18 protein-coding genes are annotated in these 23,515 nt (G+C 38.5%); 16 read left to right on the top strand and 2 right to left on the bottom strand.

Annotated elements, in window-relative coordinates; genetic code table 11:
• Positions 1-85: 85 nt before the first annotated feature.
• From araD to BN6556_RS06350, 13 genes are all read left to right on the top strand, one after another.
• Positions 86-778, top strand: coding sequence for an L-ribulose-5-phosphate 4-epimerase (gene araD, locus BN6556_RS06410; RefSeq protein WP_066188524.1), 693 nt, complete (start codon positions 86-88; stop codon positions 776-778).
• Between the two features lie 15 nt (positions 779-793).
• On the top strand, positions 794-2,284 hold the full coding sequence (gene araA / locus BN6556_RS06405) for an L-arabinose isomerase (protein ID WP_066188521.1): 1,491 nt from the start codon (positions 794-796) through the stop codon (positions 2,282-2,284).
• Between the two features lie 155 nt (positions 2,285-2,439).
• On the top strand, positions 2,440-3,552 hold the full coding sequence (locus BN6556_RS06400; protein WP_066188513.1) for a GntR family transcriptional regulator: 1,113 nt from the start codon (positions 2,440-2,442) through the stop codon (positions 3,550-3,552).
• A gap of 63 nt (positions 3,553-3,615) precedes the next feature.
• Positions 3,616-4,692 carry an alcohol dehydrogenase catalytic domain-containing protein gene (locus BN6556_RS06395; protein WP_066188511.1) on the top strand — a complete coding sequence of 359 codons (1,077 nt, stop codon included), beginning with the start codon at positions 3,616-3,618 and terminating at the stop codon, positions 4,690-4,692.
• Between the two features lie 1,069 nt (positions 4,693-5,761).
• The gene (locus BN6556_RS06390; RefSeq protein WP_066188509.1) at positions 5,762-7,120 is read left to right on the top strand and encodes an MFS transporter; all 1,359 of its coding nucleotides are present in this window, start codon (positions 5,762-5,764) and stop codon (positions 7,118-7,120) included.
• 379 nt (positions 7,121-7,499) lie between these two features.
• A complete protein-coding gene (locus BN6556_RS06385; protein ID WP_066188504.1) occupies positions 7,500-10,364 on the top strand; it encodes a LamG-like jellyroll fold domain-containing protein in 2,865 nt (954 codons plus the stop codon).
• 310 nt (positions 10,365-10,674) lie between these two features.
• Positions 10,675-11,925 carry an extracellular solute-binding protein gene (locus BN6556_RS06380; protein WP_066188501.1) on the top strand — a complete coding sequence of 417 codons (1,251 nt, stop codon included), beginning with the start codon at positions 10,675-10,677 and terminating at the stop codon, positions 11,923-11,925.
• Between the two features lie 68 nt (positions 11,926-11,993).
• Entirely contained in the window at positions 11,994-12,875 is an 882-nt protein-coding gene (locus BN6556_RS06375; protein WP_066188497.1) for a carbohydrate ABC transporter permease, read from the top strand.
• Between the two features lie 38 nt (positions 12,876-12,913).
• Positions 12,914-13,759 (top strand): carbohydrate ABC transporter permease, encoded by an 846-nt coding sequence (locus tag BN6556_RS06370; protein ID WP_066188494.1) that lies wholly within the window; start codon positions 12,914-12,916, stop codon positions 13,757-13,759.
• Positions 13,760-13,779: 20 nt separating this feature from the next.
• Entirely contained in the window at positions 13,780-14,199 is a 420-nt protein-coding gene (locus tag BN6556_RS06365) for a DUF4064 domain-containing protein (RefSeq protein ID WP_066188491.1), read from the top strand.
• Between the two features lie 410 nt (positions 14,200-14,609).
• Positions 14,610-16,124, top strand: a complete 1,515-nt coding sequence (gene arfA / locus BN6556_RS06360) for an arabinosylfuranosidase ArfA (RefSeq protein WP_066188490.1) — start codon at positions 14,610-14,612, stop codon at positions 16,122-16,124.
• A gap of 133 nt (positions 16,125-16,257) precedes the next feature.
• Positions 16,258-17,517, top strand: a complete 1,260-nt coding sequence (locus BN6556_RS06355; protein ID WP_066188488.1) for an FAD-binding protein — start codon at positions 16,258-16,260, stop codon at positions 17,515-17,517.
• Positions 17,518-17,537: 20 nt separating this feature from the next.
• On the top strand, positions 17,538-19,016 hold the full coding sequence (locus BN6556_RS06350; protein ID WP_066188487.1) for an alpha-N-arabinofuranosidase: 1,479 nt from the start codon (positions 17,538-17,540) through the stop codon (positions 19,014-19,016).
• A 65-nt stretch (positions 19,017-19,081) separates the two neighbouring features.
• On the opposite strand, the gene BN6556_RS06345 is transcribed toward BN6556_RS06350, so the two are convergent.
• Positions 19,082-19,471, bottom strand: a complete 390-nt coding sequence (locus BN6556_RS06345; protein WP_066188486.1) for a DUF4367 domain-containing protein — start codon at positions 19,469-19,471, stop codon at positions 19,082-19,084.
• Positions 19,472-19,835: 364 nt separating this feature from the next.
• On the opposite strand from BN6556_RS06345, the gene BN6556_RS06340 reads away from it, so the two are divergent.
• The 3 genes from BN6556_RS06340 (at position 19,836) to larC2 (ending at position 22,186) form a co-directional block, all read left to right on the top strand.
• On the top strand, positions 19,836-20,705 hold the full coding sequence (locus tag BN6556_RS06340) for a sugar phosphate isomerase/epimerase family protein (protein ID WP_066188482.1): 870 nt from the start codon (positions 19,836-19,838) through the stop codon (positions 20,703-20,705).
• Between the two features lie 25 nt (positions 20,706-20,730).
• A complete protein-coding gene (larC, locus tag BN6556_RS06335; protein ID WP_066188480.1) occupies positions 20,731-21,573 on the top strand; it encodes a nickel pincer cofactor biosynthesis protein LarC in 843 nt (280 codons plus the stop codon).
• Positions 21,574-21,721: 148 nt separating this feature from the next.
• Positions 21,722-22,186 carry a nickel pincer cofactor biosynthesis protein LarC2 gene (gene larC2, locus BN6556_RS06330; protein ID WP_148436695.1) on the top strand — a complete coding sequence of 155 codons (465 nt, stop codon included), beginning with the start codon at positions 21,722-21,724 and terminating at the stop codon, positions 22,184-22,186.
• A gap of 256 nt (positions 22,187-22,442) precedes the next feature.
• Here larC2 and BN6556_RS06325 read toward each other — a convergent pair whose 3' ends face one another.
• Positions 22,443-23,417, bottom strand: coding sequence for a LacI family DNA-binding transcriptional regulator (locus BN6556_RS06325; protein ID WP_235817461.1), 975 nt, complete (start codon positions 23,415-23,417; stop codon positions 22,443-22,445).
• Positions 23,418-23,515: the final 98 nt, after the last annotated feature.

Below are 23,515 nucleotides of genomic sequence, written 5' to 3'. Positions count from 1 at the left end.
ATTGATTGTACGTACAATTTGTATTATTATAGGGTTATGAGCATTATATATGCGTACAAGATGAATGAAGAAAGGTGGATTAGGAATGCTGGAAAAATTGAAGCAACAAGTACTTGAGGCAAATGCGGCATTGCCAAAGCATGGTTTAGTCACCTTCACGTGGGGGAATGTAAGCGGTTTTGACCCTGAGTCAGGACTAATGGCAATCAAACCAAGCGGAGTGGACTATGACGAACTGAAAGCATCCGATTTAGTTGTCCTTGATTTAGACGGTAATATTGTCGAAGGGGACCTGCGACCTTCCTCTGATACACCAACGCATCGGTTGTTATACCAACGTTTTCCTGGTATTGGAGGCGTTGTACATACCCATTCACCATGGGCTACCAGCTGGGCTCAGGCTGGTAAAGGAATTCCTGCATTGGGTACTACCCAAGCCGATTATTTTTATGGAGAAATTCCTTGTACGAGAAGAATGACCGAAGCAGAGGTTCAAGGGGAATATGAATGGGAGACGGGTGAAGTGATTGCGGAGACCTTCCAAGAACGTGATCCTTTACAAATTCCTGGGGTATTAGTTCATAGCCATGCCCCGTTCACATGGGGGAAAGATCCGCATGAAGCCATTCATAATGCCGTCGTGCTGGAAGAAGTAGCAAAAATGGCCTTGCACACCTATCAAATCAATCCAGACACAGAAGTAATGGATTCCTTTTTGCTTGATAAACACTATTTAAGAAAACATGGAAAAAATGCCTATTATGGGCAGGATAAATAACAAGGAGGAGTAAATATGTTAACAGTTAAGCCTTATACTTTTTGGTTTGTGGCAGGAAGTCAGCCACTTTATGGAGAAGAGACATTAAGAGGAGTTGCAGATCATTCGAAGGAGATCGTAGCTGGACTGAATCAACAAGGCCACCTTCCATTTGAAGTTGTATTCAAAGAAGTGGTCACCACCTCCACAAATATCCATGATTTAGTACAAGCGGCGAATACAGATGAGAATTGTGCCGGTATTATTACTTGGATGCATACCTTTTCCCCAGCAAAAAATTGGATTGCTGGTCTAAAGGCTCTGCAAAAGCCATTGCTGCATTTCCATACGCAATATAATCGCGATATCCCATGGGATTCGATTGACATGGATTTTATGAATCTGAATCAATCAGCGCATGGGGATAGAGAGTACGGATTTATGGTGACTCGAATGGATATTCCTCGTAAAGTAATCGTAGGGCATTGGCAAAGTGAAGACGTAACCAATAAGCTGGCAGATTGGATGCAAACGGCGATAGCTGTGGCAGAAGGTCGTCAAATTCGTGTAGCTCGCTTTGGTGATAATATGCGCCACGTAGCCGTTACCGATGGAGATAAGATTGAGGCGCAAATGAAGTTTGGCTGGACCGTGGATTATTACGGTATTGGTGATTTGGTAGAGGAAATGGACAAAGTTACGGAACAAGAACTAGCAGACCTCTATGCAGAATACGAGCAATTATACGATCTACCAGCAGAAGCGAGTGAACCTGGAGCGGTTCGAGATTCCATTCTATATCAAGGGCGCATCGAGTTAGGCTTGAAATCCTTCTTGGAAAAAGGCAATTATACGGCCTTTACCACCAATTTCGAAGACTTGCATGGCATGAAACAATTGCCTGGCCTTGCAGCTCAGCGATTAATGGCGGAAGGCTATGGTTTTGCTGGGGAAGGAGACTGGCGTACCGCTGCCTTGACTCGTCTGATGAAAATCATGGCGAACAATCAAAGAACTTCTTTTATGGAAGACTATACGTACCATTTAGAACCAGACAATGAAATGATTTTAGGTTCTCATATGTTGGAGGTTTGTCCAACGGTTTCCGCTACTAAGCCTAGAATCGAAGTTCATCCATTAGGTATAGGCGGTAAAGAAGATCCTGCTCGACTTGTGTTTGATGGAGACGGCGGTGATGCGGTCAATGCCTCTCTTGTAGAAATGGGTGGCCGTTATCGTTTGATTATTAATGAGGTGAAGGCAGAACAGCCAGAAAAAGAAACGCCAAACCTTCCAGTAGCCAAGGTATTATGGAAGCCACAGCCAAACTTGAGCGAAGCAACTGAGGCGTGGATTTATGCTGGTGGTGCGCATCATACCGTTTTCTCATTGGAAGTAAGTACGGAGCAATTGTATGATTTCGCTGATATGACCGATATCGAGTGTGTCATCATTGACGAGGATTTACAACTGCGCCAATTCCGCAATGAGTTGAAATGGAATGACCTATTTTATCGGAATCGTTAAAAATGGCTAGAGAGTCTGCCTCTATCATTATAAGTAAATAATCTCAATCATGCGGCAGAAGTCTCTTTTATGGAAGGCTTCTGCTACATGGTTATATACAAGTGATCCGGCTAATGTTATCTTGTAAGTATATGAGGAAAAAATGAGGTGTAAATATGCAGACAAAATATAGCATTGTAAAAGATTCTATAAAATCGCAAATATTAGACGGAACCTTTCAAGCCCATCAAAAAATCCACTCCGAAAGCGAATTAATGAAGCAGTTTGGTGTAAGCAGGCACACCGTACGATTAGCGATTGGCGATTTGGTCAGCCAGGGCTGGTTGTATCGAGAACAAGGCGCTGGCACTTTTTGTGCAGATCGTTCGAGAGAGCAGAACCAAACAAGTGGTAGTCAGAAACGGATTGCCCTGATCACAACGTATGTATCGGATTATATTTTTCCATCGATTATTAGAGGTGCGGAATCCTATTTGAGTCAGAATGGATACCAAGTCAGCCTGTTCAGTACGAATAATGATCATGAGAAGGAGCGGATGTTTTTAGAAAATATTCTTTCTCAGCAATTCGATGGGGTGATTATTGAACCTACCAAGAGTGCGATCAGCAATCCGAACATTAATTATTACTTGAATTTAGAGCGTCAGCATATCCCATATTTAATGATTAATTCCTATTATGATGAGCTAGAGCCTTTTCATTTAGTAGTGGATGATGAAAAAGGTGGATTTATCCAAACAGAGCATTTGATAGAGTTGGGACACCGTAATATTTTGGGGTTGTTTAAAACCGATGATAATCAAGGAACGAAGCGGATGAAAGGTTATTTGAAGGCACATCGTAAACATCAAATTGAGATACAGCCAAATAATATGGTGACATATAGTACAGAAGAGAAAGCTACTAAACCGCTGCAGGCGTTGGAAGAGGTGTTGCAGGAACCGCTGGATACCAGACCAACGGCTATTGTCTGTTATAATGATGAACTGGCGGTTAAGCTGTTAGATATATTGCGTCAAGCTTCTTTGCGTGTGCCAGAGGATATATCCATGGTCGGCTTTGATGATTCCTTTATGGCGGAATTAACCGAGGTAAAGTTAACCACTGTTTCCCATCCTAAAAGTGAAATGGGTGAGATGGCAGCAAAAGTAATGTTGGATATGATTAAACAAATGAATGGATCGAAAAGACAATCTTATATGGAAAATGATATGATTCGCTTTGAACCGAAGCTGGTGGAGCGATCTTCGACGGCGAAGGTGAATTAAGCAATAAGCATCCTCCGTAATGCATGTTAAAATTCTAATTTCTAACAGGAAGGAATGTGTAAGATGAATGCAGTTCCTAAGACAATGAATGCAGTAGTTTGTTATGGACCGGAAGATTATAGAGTAGAGGAAGTAGTTACTCCCTTACCAGGTGCAGGGGAAGTTATTATTAAAGTAGAAGCATGTGGGATATGTGGAAGTGATATCAAAGTAGCTCATGGAGCAGATATGTATTGGGCAGGAGATGATCCTTGGCTGAAGGCACCGGTAATCCCTGGGCACGAATTTTATGGAACAGTTGTTCAGTTAGGAGAAGGAGCGGGAGAACTTCATGGAATAGAAATAGGCGATAAAGTAACAACCGACCAAATTAATCCATGCGGTAAGTGCTGGTATTGCAGAACCGGAAAGTATTGGATGTGCCAAGTGCATAATATGTATGGTTTTCAGCAGGGCGTCGCAGAAGGCGCGATGGCTGAATACATGAAGTTCAGCAATCAATCGACTATTTATAAAGTGACCGAAGGAGTGACAGACACAGAGGCAAGCCTGATCGAACCTATGGCTTGCGCAGTCCATGCTGTACAAAGAGCAACGATTGAGTTTGAAGATTTTGTTGTCTTGGCAGGTGCAGGAACACTTGGGTTATGCATGCTTCAATTTATAAAATTAAAGACACCAAAGAAATTGGTTGTACTGGATGCCAATGATAAGAGGCTTGAGCTGGCCAAACAATTTGGTGCGGACATATGTATTAATCCAGCCAAAGAAGATGCTATCGAGAAGGTTAAATCACTAACAAATGGCTACGGCTGTGATGTTTATATTGAAGCGACTGGAAATCCTAAAGGCGTTACACAAGGTTTAGAAATGACACGTAAACTTGGTAGATTTGTAGAATTCAGTGTGTTTGGTCAAGAAACGACTACTGATTGGAGTGTCATTGGAGATAAGAAAGAGTTAGATATCAGAGGCTCTCACCTTGGCCCATACACCTATCCGATTGTCATTGATCATTTTGAACGAGGATTGATAACGGCAGAAGGTATTGTGACTCACACGTATAAACTGGAAGATTTCCATGAGGCGATGGAAATGGCTCAAAATGCAGAGGCGATTAAGGTTTCGGTAAGACCGTAATATCGCTCGAGAAATAATATATGCTTAAGAAAAATCCGAACTATGGTTTGAAGTTCTTTTTTGAGAATTTCGCTGGAGTTCGGATTTTTTATTGTGTATAAACAAGTATATAGAGGACGACAATTGTCATGTTATTTCAAGTAACTTGATAGCAACAGAATGATAGCATGTGCTCATTTTATGTTTTAATATATTAATTATATTAGTATAAATTCCCTATTGATTAACTAATTAATTTATAAAATGATATTATTGTTATTCATAGTAAACATTAATATGTTGAAAATTTTGAAATCATTCGTTATAATAAATGTAAATTAACTTATTCGTATAAGATGGAAATTAATTAATAGATGTATGTATGAGTTGAGGGGGTGAAAGGAAAATTATTATTTATTGAAAGATAAAATAGGTCCAAGTAGAAAAGATCAAATCGTATAGAGAGTTAGTTTGGAGAGCTATGAAAGCGAATCAAATAGGAATGAGCGAATGTATAGAATGGTCAAGTAAAGTAATGACTAACGTTGTGATAGTTACCAGTTTAGATACAAAATGATAGCGTTGTAATTAGGATGAAAACAAGAACCCAACTGTATTTTAGAATATAAACGTTTAACCAATAATATTACTTTAATATTACTTTGACTAGTAATCCAAGAAACAAAGTAAGCGTTGTAAATGCGACAATTTATTAACCAGTTAAACTACATAATTATAGTGAAAACGTAATTAACAAAGACATTTTAAATACTGATTTATCAAATTTGTAGGAATATAATATGACGGTGTTTGGAATGATTGTAACCACTCAACCAAAAAAGAAGAAAGTATTCTTGGATTTATGTTAAAGATCTATCGTGTCCAGTCCAGCATAATCTATGATGTAAATAACTCTAAGGCTATTTGTATAGGTTTGTTATAGAAAAGACAACCGTTTTGTATATAATGACCTTTCTGCTTGTTCCACAGGATAATAACAGCGAGCTTCAGGTAAAAGGATGTATTCAGCACCTAAGATAAGTATATTCTCTAAGAATAAATCTAATTATTCACGAAAGCAGGGATCATCATGAATGCGCATACAAAAGGTAATGAAAAAATAAGTTTTAAAGAGAAAATGGGATTTGGTTTTGGAGATTTAGCAGTTAATTTTTCCTGGGCATCTTTAGGGATGTTTATTGTCTACTTCTATACAGATGTAATAGGATTAGGAGCGGGCATTGTAGGTACTATTATGCTTTTCTCGCGGTTTTTAGATGGATTTTCAGATATTGCTATGGGTGCTGTTGTTGATAAAACCAACACTAAATATGGAAAAGCTCGACCATGGATTTTATGGTTAGCCATCCCATTTTCTGTGTTAACAGTAGCTTTATTCGCAGTACCAGATATCAGTTATACGTGGAAAATTGTTTATGTGATTGTATCTTATAACTTATTAGTACTATCATTTACTTCCGTGGTCATTCCTTATGGAACATTAAACACACTCATTACACAGGATAAACCGCAGCGTGAAGTGTTAAACCTTTACAGAATGTTTTTTGCGCAAATTGGGGTATTGATTGTCACTAATTTAACAATGCCTCTGGTAGATCAATTCGGTGGTGGACAATCTGGCTGGGTTTTAACTTATGCCATTTTTGCTACTATTGCTGCATTGTTATTCTTTACGACCTTTAAAACAACAAAAGAAAGAGTCAAACCTGTAAAAGTAGAGCAAAATAAAAAAATAAAACTAAAAGATAGTTTAAAAACATTATCGAAGAATAAGTATTGGGTTATTGTATTTGGTTATTTTATCGTTTTCAGTATAGGCGATGGCTTACGTCAAGGAAGTACGGTTTACTATGCTGATAATATTCTTGATATGCCTGGTTTAGTTGGGGCGTTAACGATAGCTTTCACAGTGCCAGTAATTGTAGGTTTTTTTGCACTTCCCGTTATTTTTAGTAAATTTGGGAAACGGAATGCAATCATTGCTGGTTCCTTTATTAGTATATTAGGATGTTTATTTGTGTTAATTGAACCAGGCAGTGTTTGGGTAGTGGTTATTTCGCAAATAATCAGAGGAATTGGAAGCGTACCACTAATCGGTGCTTTATGGGCTCTATTGCCGGATACTATTGAATATGGTGAATGGAAAACCGGGATTCGAAATGAAGGAGTTTTATACAGTGGTGGAAGCATGGGTCAAAAAATTGGTATAGGTATAGGGACAGCCAGTGTGGGCTGGGTGCTAGCTATTGGAGGATATAATGGTGTGCTAGATGTACAACCAGATTCAGCAATTGATTCTATATACGCTGTTTTTGTCTATTTACCAATTGTGGTTTATTTGCTTCAAATTATCCTAATGTATTTTTATAAACTTGATAAATTTTATCATAAAGTTGCTAGCGATTTGGAAGTGCGTAAACAGTCTTAAGGTCAATTGTTCAGGCCCCTTTCTTCAGGGGAGGTTGTTGTTTTATTCGCGCAAATCATATGCCTGTTGGGTAGGTATTCAATGGGATCATCAAAGTTTATCATGGCTTTGATGATTTTTTTTGTGAAACGACGCGAATTGAATTAACAAAAAAGATAATTAATTCAGAAATAACACCCATTATTAATTTAAATATTAACTATTATGAAAAAATATTGATTAAAATATACTTTTATAGTAATCTTGTGAAGAAGGTGTTGGAAGCGTTTAATATTATCCGTTTCCTAAAAGGTAGATTGTGTATCTTGTAAGGGTATTTTACGTGTTTTTGTTAAAGAATGATAGCGCCTTCAATAAAAGCGAGAGGAGAAATAAATCAATGATTCATTTAATGAAGAAAGTCTCGGTGATTGGCTTTCTGTTGGTTTTAGCCATACCAGTGAGTACAGTACTTGGAGAAGAGAAGAACAGTGAAGAAAAAATAGCGTTTGAACGAGCTTCTGTACATGATCCGTCCATCATTAAAATGGATGACGGTTCTTATTATGTATTTGGAACTCATATAGCGGCAGCCAAATCTTCTGATTTAATTAATTGGCATTCTATTGTGGAAGGAGAGTATCAAACCCCAGAGAACAATCCGATATATGGTAATTTGTCTGAAAATCTTGCCGAATCTTTTGAATGGGCAGGCGAAGACGATGCAGACAGTACCGGAGGATTTGCCGTGTGGGCACCAGATATTTTCTGGAATAAAGACTATCAATGGGAAGATGGATCAACAGGTGCTTATATGCAGTACTACAGTGTCTCATCAACTTATATACGTTCTGCCATAGGCATTGCAGTATCAAAAGATATCGAGGGACCGTATGGATATACGGACACCATTATGTACTCTTTTTTTACAAATTATGAAATTTATGACAATAACAGTGACGTAAACAAGCATTGGGAGAACACCAAGATTCCAGATCTTATAGATGATGGTGTGTTTGATGAGCCTAACCCGGATTGGTTTACAAGTGAAGGGAACTTTAATAATGCGCAATACACTAACGCGATTGACCCAAATATTCTTTATGATGAGAATGGGGATTTATGGATGACATATGGCTCTTGGTCCGGTGGAACATTTATTTTACCGTTAGATAAAGAGACAGGTATTCCCATTTATCCCGGTGAAGACGGAGAAACCTCTGACGGCAGAATGATTGATCGGTATTACGGTACAAAAATTGCAGGCGGTTATGGACGATCAGGCGAAGGAACATATGCAGTTTATGATGATGATACTGGTTATTATTATCTTTATATAACGTATGGCGGTCTAGCCTCTGATGGAGGTTACCAAATGCGACAGTTTCGATCGGAAAGTATCGAAGGCCCTTATGTTGATGCGGCTGGAAATGAAGCTGTTTTTCCTGAAAACTTTGATATGGGGGTAGGTAATTTTCCAGGTAATGATGACCATAAAGAAATTGGTAATAAAATGATGGGCAACTTCCTGTTTAAAAGAGATTTAGGAGAAGCAGGTTTAGGAATAGGTACAGGTTATATGGCGCCAGGTCATAATTCCTATTTAATAGATGATGAGCTTGATAAGGAGTTCATTGTGACGCATACACGTTTTCCTCAACAAGGAGAAATGCATGAACTTCGTGTACATCAAACATTTCAAAATAGGAATCAATGGCCAGTGCCAACACCATATCATTATGCCGGAGAAACTATTGAAACAGTGGAAAAAGATAATGTATCTGGAAATTATAAGTATATTAATCATGGACAAGAGATCACGGGTGACATAACAGAATCTACCTGGATTCAGTTACATGAAGACAACACGGTTTCTGGGGCAGTTTCAGGAAGTTGGGAGTTATCAGAGGATTACCGAGTTGAACTGACTGTTGATGATGAAATCTATGACGGTGTTTTCATTCGTCAATATGATCCTGCAACAAACAAATGGGTTATGACATTTAGTGCAATGTCTACTAACGGTGTCGTTATTTGGGGAAGCCAGGTGGAGAATAAAGCGGAACAAGAAGTAATAGCAGGTATTAAAGGAGAATTAATAAATGTCATTCCAGACAGTGTAGTGTCAGATATTTCTTTATCAACTATAGCAGCACAAGGGGCAAACATTTCATGGGAATCCTCACATCCTAATGTTATTTCTACGGAAGGAACTGTACAAAGACCGCCATTCGGATCAGAAAATATCGAAGTAGATTTAACGGCAACTATTACATTAGGAGATATAACAGACCATGTTACTATACAAACGACTGTTCTCGCTGAGGAAGAGGGTGGTTTAGTAGCCTTATATAACTTTAATGAAGGACCAGATGATAACACAGGCAATCAAGCAGATGCCATTATCACAGGAGACCGCATCGATAACACAGGTGGCGACATATCCTTTGTGGAAGGTGTCGAAGGTCAAGCAGCTCAATTTAATGGCGAGTCAGGATTGAAATTGGCAGATGGATTGATTTCGAATGACAGTTACTCGGTTTCTCTATGGGTTTATCCGAAAGAAGTGACAGCATTTACAACAACATTTTTTGGAGCTAGAGAAACAGAAAATTGGATAAGTTTGGTCCCGAATGGAGATGGCGTGACCAAAGTTTGGGCGCATAATGGTACTGATTGGTATGATGCAAATGCGGATACAATGATTCCAGAAGGTGAGTGGACGCATCTAACATTTACAGCCGATCAAGGAAAAGCAACATTGTATATTAACGGGGAAGAGAAGTTTGTTGGGGAAGATTTTCCAAATATTTTCACAACTTCTAAAGCTACCTTCGCATTAGGTGTGAATTACTGGGATATGCCATTTCAAGGGTTAATGGACGAAGTGCGTGTTTATGATGGAATAGCACTGTCATTAGAGAAAGTGCAAGAATTATATGAGAATCCTAGTGAAGAGGATGAAGAACAACCTGGAAAGAGTGAAGATGGTGAAGAAATAAAGGAAGATAAACCAGCGGACGAAGAGGCGGGTGAAGAAGGAACTGAAGATAATGAGGCGCTAGAAAAAGGTGATAATGAAGAGGAAATCATAGATACTGAAGAAGAAACAATTGAAAAAAACAACGAAAACAATCAAGATCAAACAGAAGATGGTAATGTTTTACCTAATACTGCCACTAACCAATTTAATTGGATTTTGCTAGGACTGTTTTTAATTTTGCTAGGTGGAAGTGTATTTATAATAAAGAAAAATAGAAGTTGAATTTTATTAGAAGTAAACCTCTGTTAATTATAAGAAGAGGTTTTTCTTTTTAATTAATATTATTATTAATTAAAAAGAAAATTAACTACTTTTGTTAACAAAAATGTATTGAAAAATGACTTCTAATTGTGTATACTGAAATCAGAAATAACTCATACGTACAAATTTGAAATGCGATTAAGTGAGTATTATAATTAATTTTTTATTTAATTGAAGTCACATACAAAAGGAGAATGAAAATGTAAGCGGTTGATAATATGGTCATTAGTTAATTTCTATTTAAAAAGAAAGATTAAAGGGAGGATTTAAAATGAAAAAGGGTATTGTCTTTGTATTAATTTCATTAGTGTTGCTTTTGACTGCGTGTGGAGAGGATGAAAATACAATTGAATTTTGGACACCATTAACTGGGGATGATGGCGCATACATGGATCAGTTGGTGGATGATTATAATGATACTGATCCGGAATTTCCGGTGAAACATGTTGTTACTTCTGATATGTATACCAAAATGTATACGGTTTTAAACTCTGGAAGTGGTATTCCTGATCTATCTATTATTCATGCTGATCGTGTACCAAGTTTTGTGAATCAAGATTTATTAGAACCGATGACAAACGTAATGGAGCAAGAATCTGGATTAACGGCAGAGAATTATCTTGAAGAGGCTTGGACAGCAGGGGTTGTTGACGATACACAATACACTGTTCCACTAGATATTCATGGGAGTGCCATGTATTATAACGAAGATTTATTAGCAAAGTATGGTGTTGAGCATTGGTTAGATGATAATGTTGTTACATTTGATGAAATGCTTTCTTTACAAGGTGAACTAGATGAAGGTGACTATGTATTAAACGATGCTTTATTAAGTTGGGTTTTATTAGCGCAAATTCAAAACTTGGGTGGAGACATTCAGGAAAATGGCGAACCAGCAGTGAATACAGATGTAATGAAACAATCTATAGAAGCGGTGAAAGAGCTTAACGATGCTGGATTGATGACGCCATATGGTGAGGATGGGTATTTGATGTTTCAATCAGGAAATGTTCTGTTCTCAACAGATGGTACATGGAGTTCTACAGGACATGCTCAAGTAGAAAATTTGAATTTTGGTGTTACCAACATTTATGCATTTGAGCCAAATTCTTTCCATAATAGAGCATCAGCGCATTTATTTTCTATGTTAACAAATGAAGAAAGAACAGATGAGAAAGAATCTGGAATTGCAAGTTTTCTAGAGTATATTCGTGAAAACTCTATAGAATGGGCAGAAGCTGGTCAGATTGTAGCGAGTACAGATGTGATAGAAGAACCAGAATATGATGAATTTATGCAAGCTTTCTTTACTTCTACCCCAGAGGAAGAAGAGTCGCTTTATATTTACACATATGAACATTATCCATATATACAAGAAGCAATGGATTCCTATGTAGCAGATTTGGTGCACGGTGAAATGAATATTGATGAAGGTCTTTCAGAAATGCAAAGTTTTGTAGAGGATAAAGTGGCGGAAGGTTCGTTAGATATTGAAAACGCTGAAGAAGAGGAAGAAGAATAAATATAAAAGGTAATGTATTAATATCTTGTTACTTAGTATATTACCTTTTAAAAGAGGAGGTCAGCTAAATGAAAGACAGAGGTAATTTAACTCCTATTTATTTCGTCGGACCACATATTATATTATTTCTGGTGTTTATTTTGATACCATCTGTATTTGGTATCTATGCTTCTTTTACAAGTTGGAATTTAGTAAGTGATCCCCAATGGATTGGATTAGATAATTATAGAACTATTTTGGCGGATAGTGATTCTACTTTTTATAGTCAGTTTTTTAATGGGATGAAAAACACACTAATATTTGTAGCGCTGAGCGTGCCATTACTTATTATCATTCCTTTGGCGATTGCAGTGGCTTTAGAGCATAAAGAATTAAAATTTGCAAGCTTATTTCAAACGTTAGTTTATATACCTGGACTTGTTTCCATTTCAGCCGCAGCTTTAATCTGGTCGTTAATTTTTAATAAGCAATTAGGTGTTGCTAATAATTTATTAGGGTCCGAAGTTGTGTGGTCTGCAAATCAACCATACGCTTGGATAATCATCATTATCATAACCGTTTGGGCAGGAATCGGAGGGAACATGATCATTTATCGAGCTGGAATTAATGGAGTATCACAAGATTTATATGAATCAGCTGAGATAGATGGTGCTGGTCCAGTAAGGAAATTTTGGAGTATTACATTACCATCGATTAAATTTCCTTTAATCTATACAATGGTTATGACGACAGCTGGAGCATTTAATGTGTTCGCTCAACCATTAATGATGACAGATGGAGGTCCTCGCCAAAGTACAACCGTCCTAATGATGTATATTCGTGATTTAGCATTTAGTCATGGTGAGTCTATAGCAGGGCTAGCATCAGCAATGGCGGTCATGCTTGGTTTAGTTATTCTAGTTATCTCAGCCATCCAATATTATATTATGAATCGAAATGCAACTACGTAATATAAAATAAATGGAAATATAATGGTAGGGGTGAAATGATGAAAAAAAAGATCCACTTTTCTAAATATATAGCCTATATATTCTTAATTTTGGTAAGTGCTATTTGGACCATTCCGGTATTGTTTGGTATCAGTACATCATTTCGTTCACAAACAGATGTAGTGAACGAGGGGTTTAGATTGTTACCTGTTAATTGGATTATCGAAAATTATGTCAATATACTAGAAAATACATCTACAGCTCCAATTTTACAGTGGTTATGGAATTCTGTTTTTATTGCTGTTATGCATACACTTTTAGTAGTTGTTGTAATATCAATAACAGGTTATGGCTATTCACGGATGAAATTTAAAGGGCGAGATTTATTATTCTTTACGTTATTAGGAATTTCTTTCTTTCCTAATGTTGTGAATTTGATCCCTTCTTATAGAATAATTGATGTATTAGGCTGGGTGAATACTCCGTGGGCTATGATCGTTCCTGGGCTCGCTGGGATGGGAAATATTTTTCTGGTACGGCAGTTTATGAAAGGAATTCCCATGGAGTTAGATGAGTCAGCAAGGGTTGATGGGGCAAGTGACTTTAAAATATTTTCTAAAATCATATTACCTTTAATTAAACCAGTATTAATTGTCTGTGGTTTATTCTCTTTTGTAGGGTCTTGGAATGACTTTTTATGGCCTGTCATTGTATATACAGATGTTGAAAAAATGCCAGTAACAGCTGGTTTGTTGCTTCTGCAAGATGTATATGGAAACTATCGTATGATAGGACAATTAATGGGTTCAGCTATTTTAGCAATTATTCCAACTTTACTGTTATTCTTTTTTGCACAGAAGTATTTCGTTTCAGCGATTAATTTAAACTCAGGAATAAAAGGGTAAAAAGAAACGAGGTGAATTCTATGAAAAGAGGTATAGAGCGTAAACTATTAATTGCAGGATCTATTTGGAATCTGGTAACAGCTTTGTTAACTATCTTTAGTTACAATTCTTGGTTTAATAGAGAAGGGGAAAAAGTTTTATTAAATTCAGATTCGAATACGATGATTGCGGGATCTCAAATGGTTAATAATATTTCCAGTATTATCTTTCTTTTTGGATTATTCGTGTTAATTGGAGCATTGGTAAATTTTATAATAGCGGTCAAATTAAAAGATAATGAAATTCAATATAAGCTAATGTCTTGGATTGGCATTTGGTCAGCTATTCAACTTTTGTCGATGGATGTTCTTGGTTTCTTAATATATATGATAGCCTTTGTTATTTATATATCAAAAAATAAAGCTATTAAATTAACAAACAAAGAACTTAAAAGTGCATAAGGCAATAGTCAATTAAAAATTGTTTATGATATAAGGGTTTTCCAATGCATGATTGAATAAAGCAATTCCCTCCATGAATTGTAAAATGAATGAACATTCAAAATAGATGGTGACTAACATCTATAAATATGAAAAAGGGACCATGTAGAATTGAGTGGGATAAAACTATTTATCAATCTGTTCTGCAAGATCTATTTTAAGATGACAGAATAACTATATATTATTTTCAAAAAATTATATTTATCGATTTTGGTTAATGAATATGTATATTAAATTAAATTAAAATAAACAATAATATATTGAAAAACATTATTTCATTCGATATAATGAATTCAAACACTAAACTTATACGGACAAATTAATGAATTTTTTATGTGATGTATGTATAAGTAAATGAAAGGGTGCATCAAATGGTAAAAGAAACCGTAAAAGCAAAAATAGTAGTGGATAAGGAATCTCAAATATCAGAGATTGACAAACGAATCTATGGCTCCTTTATTGAACACTTAGGCAGGGCGGTTTATGGTGGTATCTATGAACCAGAACATCCTAGCGCTGATGAAAACGGATTTCGTCAGGATGTACTAGATTTAGTTAAAGAATTACAAGTGCCGATTGTTCGATATCCAGGTGGAAATATGGTATCTGCTTATAACTGGGAAGATGGAGTAGGACCTAGAGAAGAGCGTCCAAGTCGTTTGGAATTGGCTTGGCGTGTAACGGAGACCAATCAAATGGGAACTAATGAGTTTGTGGATTGGGCAAAAGCAGCAAATTCGGATGTGATGATGGCTGTCAACTTGGGGACAAGAGGGATAGACGCTGCCCGTAATTTATTAGAGTATTGTAATCATCCAGGTGGAACTTATTGGAGTGATCTGCGAAAATCGCATGGTTATGAGCAGCCACACCAAATTAAGACATGGTGTCTAGGAAATGAAATGGATGGTCCTTGGCAAGTCGGACAGAAAACGGCTCATGAATATGGACGTTTGGCTTATGAAACGGCGAAAGCCATGCGATTAGTGGATCCAGAGATTGAATTGGTGACATGTGGTAGTTCAAATTCAGATATGCCAACGTTCCCAAGCTGGGAAGCAGAAACATTGGAACATACTTATGAAGTAGCGGATTATATTTCATTGCACCAGTATTATGGTAACCGTAGTGGAGACACCGCTAATTATTTAGCGAAATCAATGGATATGGAAAACTTTATTGAAACGGTTGTTGCGACTTGTGATTATATCAAGGCAAAAAAACGTAGTAAGAAGAAAATGCACTTAAGTTTTGACGAATGGAATGTTTGGTTTCACTCGAATGAACAAGATAAAGAAATTGAGCCATGGACAGTTGCACCACCTCAACTGGAAGATGTATACACCTTTGAGGATGCCCTTCTAGTTGGTAGTATGTTGAACACTATGCTTCGTCATTCAGATCGTGTCAAGGTTGCTTGTATGGCGCAATTAGTAAACGTAATTGCTCCAATCATGACGGAAAATGGTGGCGCAGTATGGAAGCAAACTATCTTTTATCCATACTATTATACGTCGGTATATGGCCGTGGCGTTGCGCTTCAACCGCTGGTAAGTTCTCCAAAGTATGATAGTAAAGATTTTACGGACGTACCTTACCTAGACACAGCAGTAGTGCACAACGAAGAGAAAGAAGAAGTGGTTGTATTTGCGACCAACCGGCATCTAAGCCTTCCTCTTGAAGTAAATATCGATGCTCGTTCCTTTGAAGGATATGAGGTAGTAGAGCATGTCGTATTGGAAAACGAAGATGTCAAGGCAATCAATATCGCTGGGCAAGAAAATGTGAAGCCGCATGCTAATGGAGAATCCAAAATGGACAATGGCAACCTCGTATCTATTTTCCCGAAATGCTCTTGGAACATGGTACGCTTGCAGAAAAAATAGAATCTATGTACTTAGATGGAGAAATACTTATATATTTCTCCATCTGCCTTATAATTAATGATTGAATTCCTCCTTAATAAAAGGCATGATAATAATTAGCTAGTCAAATTTATGAGTAGGAGGAGTTCAAACCTTGGAAAAACAGAAGAACTGGGCAGGAAACCTTATCTATCAAGCAAGGCAATGGCATGAGCCTGCTAGTATAGAAGAAATACAAGCAATTGTTCGTCAAGCAAATAAAGTTAGAGTAGTCGGATCGCGTCATTCCTTTAATGAGATTGCCGATTCTGAAGACGCCATTATTTCATTGGTTCGATTCAACCGCATACTTTCCTTGGATAGACAACAACAAACGGTCACGATAGAAGGTGGAGTCAGATATGGCGAGTTAAGCGCCTTTTTGCAGGATCAGGGGTTTGCCTTATCTAATATGGCTTCACTGCCGCATATTTCTGTAGTCGGAGCGTGTGCAACGGCTACGCATGGATCAGGTGATCGGAATCAGTGTTTGTCTAGTAGTGTGAAGGCGATGAGTGTGATTACGGCGGATGGTGAATTGGTGAACTTCTTCAGAGATAAGCATAAAGAGGAATGGAATGGTGTTGTTGTCAGCCTTGGAGCTCTTGGCGTAGTTACGGAATTGACACTGGATATTGTCCCAAGTTATCAAGTCAGTCAGTATGTATTTGAGCATTTGTCTTTTTCTGAATTAGAGCAGCATGTTGATGATATATTTTCAAGCGCTTACAGTGTGAGTTTGTTTACTACTTGGCAAGAGGATGAGATCAACCAGGTGTGGCTTAAACAAATATGCAGCGAAGACGAATCTTCAGATGTACGTACAGATTTATATGGCGCTTCCTCTGCAAAAAAGAATTCTCATCCAATTATGGGGGTAAATGCTGTTAATTGCACCGAGCAAATGGGGGTGCCAGGACCTTGGTTTGATCGGCTTCCACATTTTCGTCTTGATTTTATGCCGAGCAGTGGGAGTGAGCTACAGTCGGAATATTTGATTCCGCGAGAATATGCGTTAGAAGCCATACAAGCGCTTCGTACCATGCGGCATGAGATTGCCCCTTTGCTACATACGAATGAGTTTCGGACTGTGGCTAAGGATGATCTATGGTTAAGCCCGAGTTATCAACAAGATGTAATGGGGATTCATCTGACTTGGAAAGACAAATGGGAAGACGTACAGCGAGTTCTTCCACAAATCGAAGCAGTGTTGAAACCTTTTCAGGCACGACCGCACTGGGGTAAGTTATTTACGATGCCAAAAGAGCGAGTGCAGTCTTTTTATGAAAAGTTACCAGCATTTAGACAATTATTGCAAGCGTATGATCCAAAAGGAAAATTCAGAAATGCATTTATAAACACCTATATTTTTTAATGAAGCATAGGAGGCTAAATATGTCTAACAAAGTTATCATTAATACAGACGCAGCGAAAGGAAAGATTAATAAAAATATTTATGGTCATTTTGCCGAGCACTTAGGACGCTGTATCTATGAAGGGTTCTGGGTAGGTGAAGATTCGGATATTCCGAATACAAACGGGATTCGGAATGATGTGGTAGAGGCACTGCGTCAATTGCATATTCCTGTTCTACGCTGGCCAGGGGGCTGTTTTGCCGACGAATATCATTGGAAAGATGGTATCGGCCCTCGCGAGAATAGAAAAAAGATGGTGAACACGCATTGGGGTGGTGTCACGGAAAATAATCATTTCGGTACCCATGAGTTTATGATGTTGTGTGATATGCTTGGTGCCGAGCCCTACATCAATGGAAATGTTGGTAGTGGCACTGTACAGGAGATGTCGGAGTGGGTCGAATATTTAACCTTTGATGGTGACTCACCAATGGCCAATCTTCGCCGGGAAAATGGCAGAGATGATGCATGGCAGGTAAAATATTTTGGTGTTGGTAATGAGAATTGGGGTTGTGGCGGAAATATGCGTCCAGAGTATTACGCCGATTTATACCGCCAGTTTCAAACGTATGTTAGAAATTATGGAGACAATCGTATCTTCCGGATAGCCGGAGGAGCTAATGTAGACGATTACTACTGGACCGAAGTATTGATGCGTGAGGCGTCCCATATGATGGATGGTCTTAGCTTACACTATTATGTTCATCCTGGTGGGTTCTGGGGCAAAGGACCGGCGACAGGTTTTGATGAAGCTGCTTGGGATATTACGATGCAGAAGACCTTATTTATGGAAGAATTGATTGAAAAGCATAGTACGATTATGGATAAATATGATCCGGAACAGCGAATTGCCATGATTATTGATGAGTGGGGAGCTTGGTATGATGTCGAGCCTGGCACTAATCCTGGATTCCTTTATCAGCAGAATACGATTCGCGATGCGCTGGTAGCAGGGGTGCACTTGAATATTTTTAATCAGCATAGCGATCGTGTGCAAATGACGAATATTGCCCAAACGATCAATGTAATTCAGTCCGTAATTTTAACGGATAAAGAGAAATTGCTCTTGACACCGACGTATCATGTCTTTGAAATGTATAAGGCGCATCAGGATGCCGAGCGTTTAGATCTCCATTTGGAGTCTGATTCTATTTCGTTAGGGGATCAGAACATACCGCAATTGTCAGCGTCTGCTTCTAAGGCAGAGGATGGGACTATTACAATCACCCTTTGTAACTTGGATAAGCGTGAGCCAGCAGATATCGTACTTGATTTACGCGGAGAAATGTTGTCAGATGTGTCAGGTCGAATTATTACGGCAGATGAAATAGATGCTCATAATACCTTTGATCAGCCGGATAAGGTGAAGCCGAAGATGTTTGAGCAGGTGGAGTTAAAGGAAAATAAACTCTCGCTTGTACTGCCAGCTAAATCAGTCGTGGCGTTGACGGTTAGCTAGAGATATATAAATAAAAAAGGATAGAGGCTGGACATGCAGGGCTTCTATCCTTTTTTTGCATCGTATTATTCCACCATAGACAATAATATCTTTTCCATTTCTTCCTTCGTTAAGATACCAGCATGAATGATCACTTCGTACTCTAGTTCTGGAATAACTACTTTCATTCCTTGTACATTTCCGGTGTCCATTTCTTGGTCATCATATCCATGAGTGAATGTGTAGCCATGAAGCACATAGATATCTATATGTTCATACCATGTTAGTTCATCTTCTTTCTTTGGATCGGTCTTCTCTGTACGTGTATAAAATCCCATTTCTCCATCTGTTTGTAAATAATCCAAAAATACGGTAGGATCTTCGTCAAAGTGTGCTTCCTCTGTATAGATCTCTTCTCGTATCAACTCATAACCTTTTGGTACATAGGTGGGATGGTGAAGGGGATAATCAACCATCGACTGCGCTTCTTCCAATGTATAAGTTGTTAAATCAGCTAGCCCATATGGAATTTCAATTTCAAGATATCGACAATCGTATTTTCTTCATCACTCTCATCGTTTTGAATTTTGCAGCTCCTCTCCTCATTATTTATTTCATGTATTAGACCATTGACTCGAATATTTGGCTTTAAAAAATAAAGAATATTGTTGTTCAAAAAGAACGCTTGTAGACTAAAGTCACCATATTTAAGAAATTGGTAGTACGCAACTATTGCATGGTCAGGATCTTTCTGCCATTATCATAGTCTCTATTTTTGTAACACCGTCAGAAAATGTAGTATGATAAGATTAAATCGGATCACGAAAGGAAGCGATTACAATGTCATTAAAAGTAGGCGTTCAATTATTCTCTGTGCGTCAGTCGCTGCAAGAATCCCCATTACAAACGTTAGAAGACATTGCGAAGGCAGGCTATAAGTATATCGAGGCTGCGAATCATAATGCCCAAACGGATGATGGGGTCGGTTTTAATTTAACGGCAAAGGAAATGAGGCAGGCGCTGGATCAGTTTGGTTTAGAAATCGTCGGCTGTCATGTGAACCCGCTGGACTTAGACAGGCTGCCGGCGGTATTGGATTACCATCAGGAATTAGGAAATACACAGATCGGCTGTGATATTGAGTTCTTCCCTTATCAGGATAAGGATTATGTGCTCCGCCGCTGTGAATTGTTCAATAAGGTTGGCGAGATGTGTAAGCAACGAGGTATGCGTTATTATTACCATAATCATTATCAAGAATTTCAACAGTTTGGTGATCAGACCGTCTATGATATCATTATGGAAAATACCAATCCGGAACTGGTTTTTGCGGAAATGGATACCTACTGGATTGCTAGGGCAGGACAAGATCCATTGGAGCTCATTCAGAAGTATAAGGATCGTTTGGTGCTTTTACATCAAAAAGATTTCCCTGAACGTGCTTCACAACCGCTCAATATGTATGATGGGGTGATAGATCCTAATCAGGAAATTAACTTTGGCCTATTCGATGAAACGGTGGATCCGCAATGTTTTACCGAGATCGGGACAGGTGTGCTTCCCATTCAAGCTATTATTGATACGGCTAATACAGCGCCAAACCTTGATTATATTTTGTTGGAGCAAGATCATACCAGTCTGGATGAGATCGAATCGATTCAGAAGAGTATGAAGGCTTTTCAAAAATATACGGGGGTAACCTGGAAATAACAAAGTGAATAAACGAGGTGGAAACATGAAAAAGATTATATATTTTGATTGCTTTTCTGGTATCAGTGGGGACATGACGATTGCTGCCCTATTAGATACTGGCTGGTCGTTGGAGTGGCTGGAAGAGCAATTACAGGCCCTTTCCTTAGATGGAGAGTACCAATTGACGCTGGAAACCGTAGTCAAGAATGGGATCAGCAGTAAGAAGTTTGAGGTGCATTATCATGATCACTCGCATGCACACGATCATACGGAACAGCACTCGCATGCGCACGATCATGAACACGATCATCACTCACATACTCATGCAGATGGACACAGCCATACACATCATCATCACGGCCACCATCATCGTACATACAAAGACATTGTTAAATTGATAAAGGAAAGTGAACTAAATGATAACGTCAAAGCCTTATCGTTGGAAATGTTTCGCCTGATTGGTGAGGCAGAGGCAAAAATTCATGGCGTGAGCTTAGATACAGTCCATTTCCATGAAGTGGGTGCGATCGATTCGATTATCGATATTGTCGGTACAGCGATTATTATTGACGCCCTTGAAATAGAAAAGATAGTGTTTTCTTCGATACCAGTTGGTTCTGGGAGCATTCATATTGATCATGGTATTTATCCAGTGCCTGCGCCAGCCACATTAGAGGTGTTGAAAGGGGTGCCGTTAGCGGAATCTTCGGTTAAGGGTGAACTAACGACACCAACCGGCGCGGCAATTGTCCAGGCCTTGGTCGATGAATTTGCTGAGACACCTGTTATGAAAGTAGACAAGATTGGTTACGGAGCAGGTACGAAGACATTTAAGGATCATCCGAATGTGTTGCGGGTGTTGATTGGGGAAATGACAGAAGGATGAGAAGCCTTGAATAAGGAGTTACAGCAATTTTATTTGGAGCTGACTGGCAAGATAATACTAATGCCAAATTTACGTGAATTAGCGATGGAAAGCTAGTGTATAAAAAGTGATTCTTTGCTGTGCCATTAGTTAGAAAAACAACGAGGTGATCAACATGCATCCACCAAACCATGAGCATACCGATAGGAATATGGTAAAAGTAGAAGTGAATTTAGATGACACGCCTGGAGAGTGGCTTGGTTATGTAATGGACAGGCTGTTTGCGTCTGGAGCAAATGACGTGTATTACACACCGATTTATATGAAAAAAAATCGACCAGCTGTACAATTACAACTGCTTTGCGATAAGGAATTACTAGAGACAATGAAAGAAATCCTACTGAAAGAGACAACCACTCTGGGTATTCGTTATTATCCGCTAAGTGTTTATCGTATGGAAAGAGAGACAAGACAGGTAGAGACCAAATGGGGAGTGGTTCGGGTAAAGCAGGGACTGTATAATGGGGAATTATTAAAGGAATCTCCGGAATATGAAGATTGCCGCAAATTGGCAGAAATAAATCAAATTCCATTAAAAATGGTCTATCAAGCTGTATGGAGTCAGCTCCATTAAACACCTTTGATCGTGAGCGGATTCGTAACATCCCGCAAGAAGCGGGGGATAACAAATCGTAACCATAAATGGAGGGATAAAGACAGCTCTCATTTATAGAAGTCTCGCTTTATCACAGCGTTAAGAGACAGTAAGTTTCCCGATGTGTTGAGAGGTAGGGACGTAGCTATGCGGGAAACCAACAGTCTCTAAACCTCCTGATAAGTCTTGCTATCGTACAGAAGGCAAAAACCGCCTAACTGTACGAAGTCTCGCTTTATCTGACAGCAGCTGTACTGTTACGTTCCACTAATTCAGGGTGGAGTACAGGGGTTTTAATAGGCTGATCAGACTCTATTCGTTGAATGATCGCCTCGACGATTTCTTCTGCTAATACGTCGACAGGTACACCAATGCAAGTCATAGGCACCTCCATCGTTTCCATCTGCGGGATATTATCATAACTAATTAAGGAAACTTTTTCGGGAACCTGCATATCTTTTTCCTGCAGGGCACGTAAAATACCACCACTGATATCATAACTACCTCCTATAATAGCAGTAGGGGGTTTTTTCCATTTTTCAAAACGATTAACGGCTGTATAACCGTTTACCCAATCCAATCCTTGGGTATCTATGCAGGTCGGTTGAAGTTGCATGGATGTCATAGCTTTGCGATAACCAGCTGTCTTTTCTAACTGTAAGGTATCACTGGTTTTGACATGTCCGATATAGGCAATATCACGATGCCCTAATTGGTACAAGTAATGAACAGCTTCTTGCATAGCTTGTTCGTGATTAGCATCAATGACAGGATAGCTGACACTGTTTTTCTTTTCCACGCCATAGGCGACAAGCGGAATGTCATCCTCAGGGATGGTATGCTCCGATTCTGCAAATAAGATCATTCCATCCACTTGAAATTTTTTAAAGGTTTCTTTGGCCACTTCAAGTGGATCGACGGAAAGGATCATCGAGTAGCGAGTAGCTGCAAATGCCTGACTAATATTGGTTACTAATGTAGCAAGGACGATTCGTTCAATCGTTGGCCAGATTAATCCTACCACATCTGTTTTTTTGCGCACCAATTGTTTGGCAGCCAGATTTGGTTTATATCCCATTTGTTCAGCAGTGCGCAAAATTTTTTGTTTGGTTATTTCCTTTACCAGCGGACTGTCATTCAACGCCTTGGATACTGTGGAATAACTCACATTCGCCTGTTTGGCAATATCTTTGATTGTTACATTCATCATACATCACCTTTAGCTTTCATTTCCGTTATCATTTTATGGTTGAGTTCTATTGATAAATAGTATATCATAAAAATAACAACGTTGTTATAAAAAAGTAC

Origin of the sequence: Gracilibacillus timonensis (assembly GCF_900086715.1) — a bacterium.
GTDB classification, from domain to species: domain Bacteria; phylum Bacillota; class Bacilli; order Bacillales; family Amphibacillaceae; genus Gracilibacillus; species Gracilibacillus timonensis.
The sequence above is the reverse complement of the archived record's forward strand: the minus strand, read 5'-3'. Positions and strand labels throughout refer to the sequence as shown.